Annotated in this window: 14 protein-coding genes, 1 tRNA gene, 1 pseudogene and 1 riboswitch; of the genes and pseudogenes, 2 read left to right on the forward strand and 14 right to left on the reverse strand. The window is 38.5% G+C overall.

From position 1 onward, the window contains the following. Together NHH15_RS06755 and NHH15_RS06760 are read right to left on the reverse strand one after the other, a co-directional pair. Positions 1-195 (reverse strand): annotated as a pseudogene (locus NHH15_RS06755) (hypothetical protein); the annotation flags it as partial. Between the two features lie 319 nt (positions 196-514). Further along, a tRNA-Leu gene (locus tag NHH15_RS06760) sits at positions 515-597 on the reverse strand. A 144-nt stretch (positions 598-741) separates the two neighbouring features. On the opposite strand from NHH15_RS06760, the gene NHH15_RS06765 reads away from it, so the two are divergent. Both NHH15_RS06765 and NHH15_RS06770 read left to right on the forward strand, forming a co-directional pair. Further along, positions 742-1,299, forward strand: coding sequence for a glutathione peroxidase (locus NHH15_RS06765; protein WP_262065903.1), 558 nt, complete (start codon positions 742-744; stop codon positions 1,297-1,299). Between the two features lie 4 nt (positions 1,300-1,303). Beyond that, the gene (locus NHH15_RS06770) at positions 1,304-1,732 is read left to right on the forward strand and encodes a MarR family winged helix-turn-helix transcriptional regulator (protein WP_262065904.1); all 429 of its coding nucleotides are present in this window, start codon (positions 1,304-1,306) and stop codon (positions 1,730-1,732) included. 52 nt (positions 1,733-1,784) lie between these two features. Here the strand turns inward: NHH15_RS06770 and NHH15_RS06775 are convergent, their stop codons facing one another. The 12 genes from NHH15_RS06775 to NHH15_RS06830 all read right to left on the reverse strand — a co-directional run bounded on the left by NHH15_RS06775 (position 1,785) and on the right by NHH15_RS06830 (position 14,979). Beyond that, a complete protein-coding gene (locus tag NHH15_RS06775; protein ID WP_262065905.1) occupies positions 1,785-2,528 on the reverse strand; it encodes an ABC transporter ATP-binding protein in 744 nt (247 codons plus the stop codon). Between the two features lie 20 nt (positions 2,529-2,548). Continuing rightward, a complete protein-coding gene (locus NHH15_RS06780; RefSeq protein WP_262066022.1) occupies positions 2,549-3,550 on the reverse strand; it encodes an ABC transporter substrate-binding protein in 1,002 nt (333 codons plus the stop codon). Between the two features lie 5 nt (positions 3,551-3,555). Further along, on the reverse strand, positions 3,556-4,317 hold the full coding sequence (locus NHH15_RS06785; RefSeq protein WP_262065906.1) for an ABC transporter permease: 762 nt from the start codon (positions 4,315-4,317) through the stop codon (positions 3,556-3,558). Then, positions 4,286-4,582 carry a thiamine-binding protein gene (locus NHH15_RS06790; protein ID WP_262065907.1) on the reverse strand — a complete coding sequence of 99 codons (297 nt, stop codon included), beginning with the start codon at positions 4,580-4,582 and terminating at the stop codon, positions 4,286-4,288. The genes NHH15_RS06785 and NHH15_RS06790 overlap by 32 nt, the downstream gene beginning before the upstream one ends. A gap of 77 nt (positions 4,583-4,659) precedes the next feature. Next, positions 4,660-4,768: riboswitch (TPP riboswitch) on the reverse strand. A 253-nt stretch (positions 4,769-5,021) separates the two neighbouring features. Continuing rightward, entirely contained in the window at positions 5,022-5,249 is a 228-nt protein-coding gene (locus NHH15_RS06795; protein WP_262065908.1) for a helix-turn-helix transcriptional regulator, read from the reverse strand. Positions 5,250-5,481: 232 nt separating this feature from the next. Beyond that, complete coding sequence (locus tag NHH15_RS06800) at positions 5,482-7,410, reverse strand: right-handed parallel beta-helix repeat-containing protein (RefSeq protein ID WP_262065909.1); 1,929 nt, start codon at positions 7,408-7,410, stop codon at positions 5,482-5,484. 19 nt (positions 7,411-7,429) lie between these two features. Next, positions 7,430-8,263: a carbohydrate ABC transporter permease gene (locus tag NHH15_RS06805; RefSeq protein WP_262065910.1), complete on the reverse strand. Its 834-nt coding sequence runs from the start codon at positions 8,261-8,263 to the stop codon at positions 7,430-7,432. 3 nt (positions 8,264-8,266) lie between these two features. Beyond that, positions 8,267-9,175, reverse strand: a complete 909-nt coding sequence (locus NHH15_RS06810) for a carbohydrate ABC transporter permease (RefSeq protein ID WP_262065911.1) — start codon at positions 9,173-9,175, stop codon at positions 8,267-8,269. A gap of 64 nt (positions 9,176-9,239) precedes the next feature. Next, positions 9,240-10,577, reverse strand: coding sequence for an extracellular solute-binding protein (locus NHH15_RS06815; RefSeq protein ID WP_262065912.1), 1,338 nt, complete (start codon positions 10,575-10,577; stop codon positions 9,240-9,242). Positions 10,578-10,749: 172 nt separating this feature from the next. Beyond that, positions 10,750-11,691, reverse strand: coding sequence for a hypothetical protein (locus tag NHH15_RS06820; protein WP_262065913.1), 942 nt, complete (start codon positions 11,689-11,691; stop codon positions 10,750-10,752). After that, positions 11,688-13,229 carry a response regulator gene (locus NHH15_RS06825; protein ID WP_262065914.1) on the reverse strand — a complete coding sequence of 514 codons (1,542 nt, stop codon included), beginning with the start codon at positions 13,227-13,229 and terminating at the stop codon, positions 11,688-11,690. Before NHH15_RS06825 ends, NHH15_RS06820 begins: the two co-directional genes overlap by 4 nt. Beyond that, entirely contained in the window at positions 13,207-14,979 is a 1,773-nt protein-coding gene (locus tag NHH15_RS06830; RefSeq protein WP_262065915.1) for a sensor histidine kinase, read from the reverse strand. Before NHH15_RS06830 ends, NHH15_RS06825 begins: the two co-directional genes overlap by 23 nt. Positions 14,980-14,990 lie beyond the last annotated feature (11 nt).

Raw genomic sequence — 14,990 nt, forward strand, 5'->3', positions numbered from 1 at the left:
TTTTTCGGTTTGGAAGTAATGCTGACGAATGTTGTAGATGGCTTGATTGGTGAGATTTTTCGCTACGTGAGCCAATTCCCGAAGAGTTTTATAATCTTTTTTGGACAAATGCTTTACTTGTTGCTTAATGGTTAAATATACGGTATCTTCACCTCTTTTCTGTTCTAGATTTCTAAAAGAGTTGATGTGTTTCATGCCTATATTTTATCATAGTTATCATTATCTTACAATACTTTTCGAATGTATGTTCTCGCGAATAATAGGGGGCACTTAGATAGAAAAAATCGCCATTTCATTTTTAAGCGTCTCCATATATTTAGTTTTATGTCATTCATCTCGCCGCCTTAGAGGCGGAAGTATTCTGACACGTTTTTTATAAAAAAAGCTTCGAAACTCAGTATTTAATGGGTCGAAGCATCTTAAGTTTATGAATTTCAACTCTTTGCAGCAAATACAAAAAAAGAATCGATATCTCTTATTCCTAAAAGTATCGACTCTCCTTGTAAATAGGGACTGCGGAGAAAGGGACTTGAACCCTCACACCGTTGCCGGCACTAGAACCTGAATCTAGCGCGTCTGCCATTCCGCCACCTCCGCGTACAAGTGGTATTTTATCACATACCACTTGTAGTTTCAATAAGAAATTACAGAAAATCCTCCTCTTTTCTTGACAAAATAAAAATCCATGCTATGCTAGTTTTATACAATTTAATTGCGCACAACTAATGTGGGGGCGTTTTTATGAATAATATTTATAATTTTAATTACGTATCAATCGAAAATAAACCTGTGGAAATGTCCGAATACAAGGGAAAGGTTTTACTAATTGTTAACACTGCAAGCAAGTGTGGATTTACCCCACAGTATGAAGGTCTGGAGGCTCTTTATGAGAAATACAAAGATCAAGGCCTGGAAATAATCGGTTTTCCAAGCAATCAATTTATGGAGCAAGAGCCCGGTACAAATGAGGAAATATCTGAATTCTGCTCTCTTCGCTACGGTGTAACTTTCCCGCTCTCCCAAAAGGTAGAGGTACGAGATGAAAATGCTGTTCCCCTTTACCAATATCTTACTTCTCAAAAAGACTTTGAAGGAATGGGCAAAGGTATCAAAGCCAAAGCAATGACAGCTATGTTAAAGAAACGGTACAAAGATGGGTACTCAGACAACCAGGTTAAATGGAATTTCACAAAGTTTTTAATTGACCGTAAAGGCGAAGTATATGGCCGTTACGAACCAACCTTTGTACCAGAAGATATGGTTTCCGACATTGAAAAACTATTAGGAGAGGATGCGTAAAGAAATGGCAAAATCAAAAGAGGATGCTTTAAAACTAAAAAACCAGCTTTGTTTTCCCCTCTACGCTGCTGCAAAAGAGGTAGTCAAAAAATACACGCCTTACTTGAATGAGCTTGATTTAACTTATACACAGTATATTGTCATGATGGTTCTTTGGGAACAAAAAGAGATTCAGGTAAAAGCATTGGGCGAGCTTCTCTATCTGGATTCCGGTACATTGACCCCTCTTTTAAAGCGTATGGAAGGAAAAGGGCTCATCTCCAGAAAACGTTCTGAAAAAGATGAGCGCCAGGTCTATGTGCTCCTTGCAAAAGATGGGGAAGCATTAAAGAAAAAGGCACTGGATATTCCATCAAAAATCGGAAGCTGTATTCCTCTTTCTTCAGATGAAGCCGGTACCTTGTACACTCTTTTATATAAATTATTGGATTAGAAAAAGATCTCACATTAACTCGTAAAGAAAGAGTTACTGTGGGATCTTCTTTTTATAAACAATTGATGATTCTTTTTTTATAAGCAAGGAACTCCTCTGTCAGCTCAAAGTCCGGTGCCTCTTTCTCTGTTTTATCAATCACAATTTCTTCCACAATTCTCCCAGGCACCCCGCTCATCAAATAAATACGGTCTGACAACAGTATTGCCTCGTCGATACTGTGGGTAATAAAAAGGGTGGAAAGATTGAGTTTCTTTACCATCTCCAGATACCAATCATACATTTCCTTCTTTGTAAGCTCGTCCAATGCACTAAAGGGTTCATCTAGTAAGATGATTTCTTTCACATTTCTTGAAAATATATAGGTACGAAGAAGTGCTGCTCTTTGCTTCATTCCACCTGAAAGCTGATGGGGATAAAGCTTCTGTGTATTCTCAAGCCCAAATACTGCAAAATACCCCTGGACCCTTTCCCTTGCTTCTTTCTTCTTCATCCCTTTAATCCGTAAAGGAAGAGATACATTATCCTCAATGGTACGATAAGGAAGCAGAAGATCCTTTTGAAGCATGTAGCTTAGTCTTCCCGAAGTCCCTGTAATATCCTCATCTCCTAAAATAATTTTGCCTGTATCTGGTTTTAATAACCCTGCAATTATATTAAACAGAGTTGTTTTCCCTACTCCACTTACCCCCAACAGGCTAACCACTTCATTCTCACTCACATTTATAGAAATGTCTTCTACTACGTTTTTATTTTCATAAGCAATGGTTACATTTTCTACAACAAGTTTTGCCATCTTACTCCAGCCTTCTTAATCTACAAATAGTCATTTGTAAAACCAACATTTTCTTCTAACTCAATCTCTGTTAGACCTTCTTCATTTACCCAGTTATAAAATGCATTCCATCTGTCCGGATCGATTACTCCCCATTCACTTGCATCCGCCTGATACTCTTTGCTCAAATATTCCTGGCTTTTCAAAACTAAGTCTTTATCCAGTTCAGGAGCCGCTTTTAAAAGAATTTCTCCTGCTTCTTCAGGATTTTCGATTGCAAATTCATAACCCTTTTTCAAAGCACCCACAAACCCTTTTGTACTTTCTTCATTTTCCTTCATCCAATTAGTGTTTCCAATAATAACCGGAGTATAGAAATCAAAAACCTCATTAATATCTGCAAAGGCAAAGTAATCTGTGTCGAGCCCTGCAACCTCACATGCGATGCCACCCCATCCGTAATATACCCAGATTGCATCTACCGACTTACTTTCAAGAGCAGATACCTCATCCGTCACTGTACTTGGAATAAGCTCAACTTTACTGAAATCTCCACCGTCTTTTTCCACAACATTTTTAATCGTTGCTTTTTCTAAATCCAAATCCCAGGTTGCATATTTCTTCCCTTCCATTCCCTTCGGAGTATCCATTCCTTCTCCTTTTCTGGAAATAATACCGGATGTGTTATGCTGTACCACCGCTGCAACTGCTTCAATAGGAAGGGCGTCATCCCCCACAAGACCTGGCATCATAGAATCCTGGACAGAAACCCCAAACTGAGCCTTTTCACTTCCAACTAATATTTCTGCTCCATCCTCTGGTGGCTGTACCACCTCCACCTCTAAACCTGCTTCTTCAAAATATCCCTTTTCTAAAGCAACATACAAACCCGTATGGTTGGTATTTGGTGTCCAATCTAAAACAAAAGTAATTTTTTCATTTCCTTTTTCTTCTGTGCTTTCTTTTGTATCTTCTTTTCCACATGCAGTCATTGCTATCAATAACGCTAAAATCAATACTACTGCACTTATTTTTCTCTTAATCATTTCTACTTTTCCTCCCAAGGCATACATTTTTTTTGCAAAACACCTACACACTTGATTAAAATTAGGCTGATTGCAGAAACCCAAAAAATCACTGCAAACATTTTGTCAAAAGAATAGGCCTTTCTAACTTTTGTCATATAAACTCCTAAGCCACTAAAACCGCCCAGCCATTCAGATATTACCGCTCCTACAATTGCATAGGAAATAGCAATTTTAAGGCTGGCGAAAAACTGCCCGATTGAACCGGGAAGTTTCACGAATATGAAAATTTGAATCTTGCTTGCTCCCATCGTTTTCATTAAGCGAATCATATCACTATCTGCCATTCGGAATCCTTCTAAGAGGCTAACTGCAATCGGAAAAAAAGTCACAATTACAATCAAAATTACTTTTGGGGCAATTCCATAGCCAAACCACAAAACCAATAATGGCGCTATGGCAACCGTGGGAATCGTCTGGGTGATGACCATCAGCGGATAAAGGGCATTGTAAATAAACTGAGAGCAGTCCATAAGCACTGCCATAATAAATCCTGCAGCAATTCCAAGAACTAATCCAATAAACGCCTCAAGGATGGTTACTTTTGCATTCTCCATTAATAAGGGAAAATCTCCAACTAAAACCTTTCCGATATCACTGGGCGCCGGAAGCATATATTTCGGTATCAGTCCAAAACTACTTACTCCCTGCCAGATAATTAGCAGCACTAAAATAACCACAAGGGGGATGAGCTTATTCGTGGTGTTTTGTAACTTTCTTTTCAATGGTAAGTACATCTCCTTCTGGTTTATATGTCACCTTTACATAAGCAGCAACTGACGGTGCACCTGCTCGAATCGCGATGTGTTGACACTCTTTTACGATATCCATAAGCTCATCATAATCTCCTTCTATTGCTGTTTCAAAAGGGCCAACATAACAGTTTAATCCTGTGCTTTTAATATAGTCGATTACCTCGTCTACTACACGTATCAGCTCCTCGTCTCCTTGTACATCTGGTAAAACTTGTATTGCTACGCTTGCATTCATCTTCTTCTCCTCCATTTGTTTGAAATACGTCAAAAAACCTTACCGTTACCGGCAAGGTTTCAATACTAAAGTTCTGAATCATTCACTCAAGTCTTCCCTACGTCGGCATTATCCGCATCAGGTTCCTGGGTCGAAATTCGTTCGCATTTCCTCTCAGCCGCCGCGACGGCTCCCCTCTATTCAACTAAAGTAATCCTACAATATATAACTATAATTGTCAATCTTATTCTCTTTGCTGCCATATTTAAACAAAAAACAAGGCAGATATACTTTCTACCTTGTTTTTATACATTTGACTTATTATTGAAAACTAGTGTGCAGATTATTTCAAGTCTTACGATTATACAGTACTCTGAATCAATCGTATTTTTACAATATTAAGCATAGTATCATACCCTACTATCAAACTTCCATTCAATAATAGGCTACATAAGAGTTCTTATTCACTTTCCTTCATCGTAAGAATAAACAAATCGTGAATATCTGCATCTAGTACATCTGCAATTGTTTGTGCCAGCATCAAAGAAGGATTATAACGATTCTTCTCTAACTGCATAATGGTCTGCCTGGACACTCCTGCACGGTTTGCAAGTTCTTGTTGGGTCATTCGTTTTTTCGCCCGCCACACATGTATTTGTGTATCCATATTATACCTTTTTTCTGACATTTTACACCTCGCTCATATTTAAATTCTACCTAAAACCTTCGATTTCAAAGAAACGGATGCTTAAAAGCATATTTGCCCTTTGTATCTACTCTTTTACGACTCATTCAGTATAGCATTTTTTTCTTGGCGTTACAAGAAAACATATCATTTTATTCCGAATAAAATTCAAATTTTTCGGATTACACAAAAAATTATGTCCTTTTGTCAGGGTATAAATGGGTTTTAAACTCAACTACCACACTTTAATCTTGTTCCTTCCTTCCTTTAAATTCACAACTGGTCCTATATTTGTACCTTCCATTCTTGCCTGGTCCAAATAATCACTGTCAAATACAATTGGATTTCCACAGGGGTCTTCATACGCAGCTTCTACTATACGTACCCGTCCAAGATCTTTTGTCTCTAATACTTTTGCATTTAAATCAAGCAAGCCTTTTTCTACATAGATTTCCAAATACGTTCCATCCTCTTCCACTACAATTGAAGCCTTTGGATTCTCTGCACTGATAAACTTTTCTTTTTCCTTATCATAAGACAATGCACCGTTCAAATATCCATTATTATGGATGTACACTGGATCTTTTACCAGTTCATAGACTTCATTATCTCCATTCCCTTCCGAAATGATACGCTCAATATACTCCTCCATAGAAGCTGGACTTCCATTGTAGTCTATTGTTCCACTTAAAGACTGCTCTGTATAAGTCTTGGCACCACCAATAAAAATATTTTGATACCATCTGTCATCTCCTCCGTATACAAAGGTAACACCTGCAACCTCCGTAGAATGTGGACGATGATAAGGAGTCGCGCGATTGAGCACTGGTTCTCTACGCATCGTTCCACAGCACAGATTGTTTATAAAGGCACCACCTTGTGCAATATTATCAAAATTGTAATCAGAGGCAAAAATATTGTTATCCACGATATGGGGACCATGTGTCACTTCAATCATTAAGTCCCGGTCGTTTTCATAAAAAAGATTTTTGCTGATTCTTGTTCCTTGTATCTGCCAATCCAGCCAAGTTCCCAGAGAACAGTTATGAATGTTATTATGATGAATCTGTACGTCTATTGCAGCATGCAATTTGATCCCACCAATTTCATACCCAAAATACTCATGCTTGACTGCAATATTATAAATGTGGTTGTATGCAATTTCACTAAATACACAGCCCATGTGACCAACAATTCCATTTTGTCCGCAATCATAGATCGTATTATTCCTTATTATATGAGATCCTATCTTTTCTTTGCTCCATCCAATCTGACGTGCCTTAAACACGGCTTCCATCTGATATTGATAACCAGGTTTCCTGTGGGTAAACGTACACTCATTATGTCCTGTCGAAGCCTCTTTTCCAATACTGATTCCACTGCATTTTGAGTCATGGATGATATTATTTTCAATAATCCATCCCTTGCTCCAATTTGCCCCAATAAGTCCTGGTTGATCTGCCGTTGGCGGAGTCCATGGCGTAGCTGCCTGAGCCATCTCAAATCCTCTTACTGTGATATAGTCTCGTCCTGTCTCCTCTGGATAGAAACAACTCCTGCGTACATTAATTTCCACGCACTCTTCGTTGGGGTTCGCTCCTTGGAAATTTGCATATATATGAGTATTCTCTTCATCCACTATTGCATGCCACTGATAAATAGAATCTTCGGGATGCAGAAGAGCCTCCTCTCTTTTCATCCACGGTGCTGCAAATCCAGTTTCCCGCTTTTGAGGATTGTCTAATTCTTCTAGTGTTCGAGACTCATAGAATGCCTTTCCATTCATATATACTTCACCTAAATGAAGATGCCACTCATATGGATCAGGAGAAACCATCCAGTCCCCTTCCAGTTTCTCTTTGTATGGGTTGAACTCTCCAAAGAATGTATTTGCAATTGTCGCTTTCCATACATTTCCCTTTGTGTTCTCCCAAGTATCAACAATCTCTGATCCCTTGATAATAACTTTTTCCCCTTCTGCCGCCTCATATATAATACGGTCTGTATTACTTTTTCCACCTTTTTTCGGTCTTACCCATTCCCGGTATGTCCCCTCATGAACCACAATTCTGTCTCCTGCCTCTGCAACGGATGCTGCTTCCTGAATTGTGTGAAATCCCTCTGATTTTTCCTTATTTTGTGATACGTGTAATTCTCTTCCCATTATTCTTTCTCCTTCTTTTTTAGCCTTTTACTGCTCCGGCTGTCATACCTTTAACAAGCTTGTCCTGAGCAAAGATGAAAAGTATGATCATCGGAATCACAGTTAATGTCAGTACCGCCATTACCATAGGTGTATTCATAGAATACTGCCCTTGAAACTCCCATACAGCTAATGGTAAGGTTCGGTTTGCCGAGGACTGGGTTAAAGTGTACGCAAAACTGAATTCGTTCCACATATTCACCCCATTATAAATCGCAAGCGTAGCCAGTCCTGGTTTTGCAAGAGGCAGCATAATTCTAAAAAACATTTGATATCTGCCACATCCATCTATTTGCGCTGCTTCTTCAATTTCAACAGGTATTTCCTTCATAAAACTGGTCAAAATAAATACTGATATAGGTATTGCCGTTGCCACATATGGTCCAATCAAAGCCCAAATAGAATCATAGACCCCCATATTCTTTGACATCTTAAATACCGGTATCAAAGTAATATGAATTGGTATAGACATACACGCTACAATAATTGCATAGATTGGCTTTGCCAGCTTAAACTGAAACCTGGACAAAGGATAAGATGCACATGCTGATATCAGCAATAAGATTGTCAGTGAAACGAATAACACTATTACACTATTAAAGAAAAAACGAAAGAAATTCCCACTAAGAACTGCTTTATAATTATCCAGATAAAAGCTCTTCGGTATAGAAAAAACTCCTTCCGTTAAAAGTTCAAACTTTTCTTTAAATGAGTTCAATACCATAAACACAAAGGGAAGTAAAGCCACAATACTCCATATAATTCCAAGTATCCATGCAACACTCCAGCTTACTTTACTTTTTACTTTGTTCATAATTTAAGCAGCCTCCTTCTTCTTTCCATTTAGGATTCTCATTGTTATCAACGATACAAGGGAAATCAGAATAAACATGCCACCCGCTACCGCTGAGCCATATCCCATGTTAAATTTCACAAAGGATTGCTTGTACATATAGGTTGCCATTAATTCTGTTGATGTACCCGGTCCTCCTCCCGTCATTACGTAAACAAGATCGAAGTATTTTAGCGAGCCAACCATAGAAAGTATTGCTGCACTTTTTATAGACGGTGCCAGCAATGGAAGCGCTACCTGCCAAAAGTACTGTCCTTTTGAGGCTCCATCTATAATTGCCGCCTCATACACTTCCGTTGAAAGGTTGGTATATGCTGCCATGCAGTAAACCATATAAAAGGGTGTGAACTGCCAGGCAATAACTCCTATCACGGTGAATAATGCCGTTTTGGGATTTCCTAGTAAATCTATATTTCCGCCACCAAATAATCCTGAGATGGCACTAAAGATTCCACCATTTGTTGCCAGTGCATAAGAAAACAAGAAACCAATTGCAACCGATGACATCAATAAAGGGATAAACCATAACACCTTAAATACAGTCATTTTCTTCCCGCCAAAATCTATGAAAGTAGCCAAAGCAAGTCCAATCGGTATTTGTATACATATCGATAAAACCATTACAATCAGATTATTCTTAAAAGCAGTCCAAAAGCTGGTATCTTGCGCCAATTTCACCCAATTTTTAAGACCAATCATTGTTTTATCAGCCGATATACCATTCCACTTATAAAGGCTGGTATGAAAGGTATCTATGATGGGATAGAAAATGTACACAATCATAAGAATAGCTATTGGAAGCAAGAAAACAAACGCTGCCATCCTTGTATCTTTTTTTCTTTTCGCTGTCAAAGAGAGTTCCTTTTTACCCATATATTTCTGTCCTCCTTTGATAAAATCTCCCAGGACTATGAATTCCCGGGAGCTTCACTTTATGCTACTCTTTTGACTCGCTTAGATACTCTTCCATTGCTTTCTGGAATTGCTCTGCTGCCTCTTTTGAAGTAATGGTGCCTCCAAACAATTCCTGGCTGCTGTCAAGATGAGCTTGAGCTACAGCAGGTGGAAGATACTGGTCATACCATAATTGTGTTGAAGATGCATTGTTTGCTGATTCCATAATTGACTTGGTAATTGGGTCAGTAAGCTTATCCTCTACACCTTTAACTGGTGGTACTTTCCCACTCTCTACCATAAAATCAACCATTTCATCTTCTGAGAATTTCGTTGCGCATTCAAATGCTGCTGCCAATTTATCATCTTCACAATTGAAGGAAATAAAGTTATCTCCAATTGTTCCTATCATAATGGATGAGTCCACGTCTGAGCCCTCTAATCCTGGGAACGGGAACCAACCAATCTTTTCATAAAACTCTGGGCTGTCCTGCTGAATCAATCCGGTATACCATGAGCCAATCAAATCCATTGCCGCAGTTTCCTGATACAGCATTTGTCTTGCCTGACCATCATCTTCACTAAGAGAGTTTACACCCTCTGGAAAATAACCTTTCTCGGTCCATTCTAATATCTTATCTCCTGCATAAATAAAGCATTCATCTTCAAAGCTTCCACTGCCATCTACTGCTGCTGCAAATGGTTCTAATCCGCCCTTTCTTGCAGCCAGATTCATAAAGTACATAGACCCCGTCCACTTAGGTGCATTTGCAAGAGCAAAAGGTGTGATTCCATTTTCTACAAAGGTGTCACTTACCTTTTCAAGCTCTTCAATTGTTGTTGGCACTTCAAGATTATATTGCTTAAACATGTCCTTATTATAGAAGATTCCGGATAAAGAAACATTCATAAATGGAACTGCATAAATGTCCTCCTTGTAAGTTGCCTGAGCTACCGATGCTTCAAGAAGTCTGTCTGGCAATTCACTGTTGTTAAATAGTTCTGTTATTGGCTGTGCAAATCCAGATTCAATATACTCATTCATAGGACCACCTGACCAGTTAATATACATATCCGGACACTCCCCTGAACTCATTGCAATAACAAGTTTTTCCTTGTAGGTATCATTTTGTACCGGCACACTTGTTACGGTATATTCTGTGTCTGTAGACTCGTGATACATCTCAATTGCCTTATCATAAATTGCTTTGTCTACTTCCTCCGTACCAATATTCCAAAATACAATTTCATTGTCTCCACCTGCAGTCTTATCAGTTGTTTCTTCTTTGCTCTCTCCATTGCTGCTGCATCCAACCACCATAACTGCACTCATTACCGTTACTAAAAGCAAGGCTATCAGACTCTTTGTCTTCTTCTTCATATTGATTCCTCCTCCTGAAATTTAATTGTTAATTTATGTTATCAAACAAAGTTTCATAATTAAACTTAAAAAATTGACCTGTTTCTTTATTTTTTTTACTTTTACCCTTTATTTGAATAAAAAGAAGGGCAGGATACGTTCTCTTCTACATATCCTACCCTCATTCTTCCATCTATCTGCTCTCTATGATTTGAATCAGCTTTTCTACATCCTCTTTTTTTACGAGAAAATGCTCTTCTCCATTTACTTTTACACTGGCGTATTGATCATCATAATCATAATACGTAATCGTTAGATCCTCTGCCTCTTCTACGTTTCTTAAAAAAGTTAACTGCAGCAGCTCTTTTCCATTATCCTTTTTCACTTCCATTTCTTTGACAATAAGAACATCAAATAAATCCGTGTATATCTCTTGGTATTCTTCCTTTTTTAGCTCCTGTTCTTTTCCATCAACAGTAACCATCACTTTATCTACTGTATCTACAGGACATACCCCACTGATTTTTAAAATCAAATCGAAGGGCTTTACATTTAAAATACTTTCAATCACGTCTTTCTTCATTAAATAAATCCTGTCGAAGTCTGTTTCCAAAGCAGTATAATAATCTCCATTCTCATCTGTTTCTCCGATGTGTAAAATCAATTTTCTGTCCGCACTTGCTTGATAAGATGCCCGTTCATTCTCTGGATCAGCTTGGCAAAACTCCAGTGTAAAGCTGGTTTGGGAATTTTCTACACTGTTCTTCTGTGCCGCGGTAGCTTTTTGTCCATTGGAAAAGTCAAGCTCTGCAAAGTTCTGATAAAAAGACAGTGCTGCTTCTGTATCTAATACCGCTTGACTGCCGTAAGGAATCCTTACCTTCCAGTATTCATATGAACTCTCATACTCTTTGGGTTCATATGAAATTTCCAAAATATCTTCTCCCTCACGAACCACCTTTGTCCGCCGAATGCCTTCCGGAATAAAATCCGGATTTTCCTCTTGGATAAGCTCATTTTCCACAGCCTCCTCTTTTTCAGTCTCTTGTTTCAGCTCTGGTACCTCCTCCTTCTGGCATCCTGCAACGATAACCATGGTCATTAGAATAATCCCTATTAGTCCTGTTCTTTTCATGCCTTATCTCCTTTTGTACGAATACTTTCTCTATATTGTCCCGGTGTCTGCCCCATATGTTTTTTAAAGGCCAAAGAAAAGTAATTTGTATCTCTATATCCCACTTCCTGGGCAATTTTCCCAATCTTCATATTGGTTGTAGCAATTAAATACCGCGCACTTTCGATTCGTTTTCTTACAATATATTCATTACATCCTTCATTCGTAATTCGTTTAAACAATCGTGAAAAATAACTGGGACTCACAAAAAACTCTGCCGCAATCCCCGCCACCGATATATCCTCTGTTAAATGCTCATTGATATATCGTTTCACCTTGGTAATCAGCTCACCTGCTTCATCACCTTCTACTCTTAATAGATTTTCTAAAAAAGCTTTTGTAATCTCATAATTTTCTTCTCGCCCTGCATTCAGCAGGGTAACCAGCAGACTATTCAGTTTACTATCTCCATTGTCCCCTGACTCTACAATATAGTTAAAATAAACCATGGAGGCAATTTCAAAGCAACATTTTCTGACGTACTGATCCGAAATATTATAAGAGTTTGTTGCTTTACAAAAAGCATCATAGATTCGCAAAATCGTGTCTGTATTTCCTATGTTTTCATTAATGCCATTAATCAACTCACGATAAACCTCTCGAAACATGTCCAGCTGGCCTTTCCCCTCTGGATGTTTGATAAACATCTTATAATTATCCTGTTCCTTTTCCAATAAGTACATGGCATCATTATAAGAAAGGTAGAAATGTTCAAACCCTTCTACTGTCTCTCCCATTACAACGCGCAATCGGACTTGGCACTCCTCCTGAATAAGCTTCGTAAAGGAATGAACTGTATTTTCCAACTCATCACTTTTTTCTCCTTCAAATAAAACTGCTGCAATTCTCCCCTTCGGATCTTCAAAAGTAATTCCTTGTTGATTTGCATCCAGAAAACCAATCAAGATATTCTTAATTGACAGCACAGACAATGCTTCCACTCGGTTTGCATACGTTGTAGGAATCAGAATTACCCCTCGCATTTTTAAGTTTGAGGCGAAATGATACTCTTGATACATTTCTTTTGCTGCTTCCTTTGCGTCTGCTTTGGATATCAGCCTATGCATCTTATTTTCCAGATCCACTTGATCTTTTGTTCCTGCAATTCTGCGCATATACTGCCTTTCATTCATTGCACTAATTTGATCTTGAATCGTCTGAATCAGAACATCCTCATCCACAGGCTTTAAAAGAAATTCCTGTACTTGCATTCTTAAGCACTGTCTTGCATAATCAAAATCATCATATCCCGTCAAGACAATAATACGTATATCCTTTCGTATCTCTCTGATTTTTTCAATTAAAGTTAATCCATTCATCTCTGCCATTTGTATATCGGTAATCATTATTTCCGGCTTTTCCCGTTCTAAAATTTCCAGTGCTTCTATTCCAGATGCCGCCATAAACACTTCTCCGATTCCCAATTCATCCCAGGGAACAACAGCATGAATCCCTACACGTATAATCTTTTCATCATCAACTATCAGTGCTTTCATCATAAAATTTGCGTTTTCCTTTCCGGTCATACCAATTTGGCAGAAGCACCCTTACCCGAACACCTCTATCCATATTTTTATAATAAGTAAGGCCATATTCTTTCCCATAATACAACTGAATCCTTCTATTTACATTTCGAACGCCGTATCCAAACTCTTGATCAAAGGTATTCACCGCTTCATTAATTTCAATAATCTCCTGCTCTGTCATACCTCTTCCATCATCAAACACATCAATGTAAACCTCTTGATCATTTCCTCCCACCTTAATGATAATCTTCCCTCGCTTGCCATTCATCATTTTAATGCCATGATAAATACCATTTTCCACAAGGGGCTGTAACGTAAGCTTGGGAATAATCGCCTTCTCCACATTCTTGTCCTCTATAATTTCATAGTCCAATATTTCGTCATACCGCATCTTCTGTATATAAAGATAGTTTCGCGTATATTCGATTTCTTCCCCAATGGTAATAATATCTTTTCCCTTGCTTAAACAGATACGATAATAGTTCGCTAAAGCCTTTACTAACTCCGAGATATCCTTATTTCCACTTATCACGGCCTGCCAATGAATACAATCCAGAGTATTGTATAAAAAATGAGGTTGTATCTGAGATTGCAGTGCCTCCATTTGAATCTGATCCATTTGGTACTGCTCTTCCTTAATTTGATCCATCAACTGAATCAACTGATTCATCATGGCGTTGAATCCCTGAGATACCACCCGCATATCCGGATCTGTTTCCAAAACCTCCAGCCTGGTATCTAAGTTCCCACTGGAAACCTCTCCCATGGCTACTACCACATTTCCCCACGGCTCGTAAGCCTTTGTAACCATGGTTTTCGCGATACGTACGCTGAAAATAATAATCAGGCACAGAACTGCCAAAAGCAGAACTACTGTCCAAAGACTATCCTTTAATAGCTCCCACCATTCAATCCGGGTAACGTAATAAAAATCCCACCCCGATAGCTTCTGGTTGATAATCAGTCCTTTTCCAGTTATCGAAGTCTGTCCTTCATCTTTAAACTGGGTTCCAGTCAACTTTGTATTCAGTTCCTCTTCTTTTGTACTGGATATAATGTTTCCATCCTGGTGAACAAATGCGGTATCTACGATGAAATTTTTGCTGCTTCCTGTATTTGCAATCAACTGCGTTAGGTTTGCATCATTAACATTAATGCAAAGTGTACCTAAGCGTTTCCCGATTCTAAGATTCGAAAAAAGGGGGTAATAGATACTTAACGTATACTCCCCCTTCATACTAAATTGCTTTGTAAAAGACATCTGCATGGCGCTATTGCCCATGGGAATAGCGTTCTCCTGATCCTTTTTCATGGCCTCTCTATAATTGACTATCCAATTCGGAATGGCATTGCCCTTAATTAAATGTCCCTTTTCATCCTGCCGCAGTATGCTGATAAAGTTAATATTTCCCCACATATTACACACATTATCCAGCACACTCGTGGCATCATTGTTATATTTATAAATGTCCTCTTCTTCACTTAAATAGTCCTGAACGTGGCGATCTAGAATCACCGACCAAATCAAATTGTTATACTGGTTGAAATTATCCTCTGTATTTACAGCCATTGCTTCCACCTCATTTTTGGCAATCTGAGTGGATTTGTTTGTAATGGACATCACCGTGGAAATTGCCGATACCACCAGAATAATAACGGTTGAAAACAACATTGCCCAAGTGATGAAGCGAATCATTTTTCGGTCAAAAGTCAGCTCTTTCATCCCACGTCCCT

The organism is Aequitasia blattaphilus (assembly GCF_024721305.1).
Classification (GTDB): domain Bacteria; phylum Bacillota; class Clostridia; order Lachnospirales; family Lachnospiraceae; genus Aequitasia; species Aequitasia blattaphila.

Excerpts from the sequence above, each read along its gene's own strand:
- NHH15_RS06765 (WP_262065903.1), top strand. The coding sequence starts at position 742 with ATGAATAATATTTATAATTTTAATTACGTATCAATCGAAAATAAACCT.
- NHH15_RS06770 (WP_262065904.1), top strand. The coding sequence starts at position 1,304 with ATGGCAAAATCAAAAGAGGATGCTTTAAAACTAAAAAACCAGCTTTGT.
- NHH15_RS06775 (WP_262065905.1), bottom strand. The coding sequence starts at position 2,528 with ATGGCAAAACTTGTTGTAGAAAATGTAACCATTGCTTATGAAAATAAA.
- NHH15_RS06790 (WP_262065907.1), bottom strand. The coding sequence starts at position 4,582 with ATGAATGCAAGCGTAGCAATACAAGTTTTACCAGATGTACAAGGAGAC.
- NHH15_RS06795 (WP_262065908.1), bottom strand. The coding sequence starts at position 5,249 with ATGTCAGAAAAAAGGTATAATATGGATACACAAATACATGTGTGGCGG.
- NHH15_RS06800 (WP_262065909.1), bottom strand. The coding sequence starts at position 7,410 with ATGGGAAGAGAATTACACGTATCACAAAATAAGGAAAAATCAGAGGGA.
- NHH15_RS06805 (WP_262065910.1), bottom strand. The coding sequence starts at position 8,263 with ATGAACAAAGTAAAAAGTAAAGTAAGCTGGAGTGTTGCATGGATACTT.
- NHH15_RS06810 (WP_262065911.1), bottom strand. The coding sequence starts at position 9,175 with ATGGGTAAAAAGGAACTCTCTTTGACAGCGAAAAGAAAAAAAGATACA.
- NHH15_RS06815 (WP_262065912.1), bottom strand. The coding sequence starts at position 10,577 with ATGAAGAAGAAGACAAAGAGTCTGATAGCCTTGCTTTTAGTAACGGTA.
- NHH15_RS06820 (WP_262065913.1), bottom strand. The coding sequence starts at position 11,691 with ATGAAAAGAACAGGACTAATAGGGATTATTCTAATGACCATGGTTATC.
- NHH15_RS06825 (WP_262065914.1), bottom strand. The coding sequence starts at position 13,229 with ATGATGAAAGCACTGATAGTTGATGATGAAAAGATTATACGTGTAGGG.
- NHH15_RS06830 (WP_262065915.1), bottom strand. The coding sequence starts at position 14,979 with ATGAAAGAGCTGACTTTTGACCGAAAAATGATTCGCTTCATCACTTGG.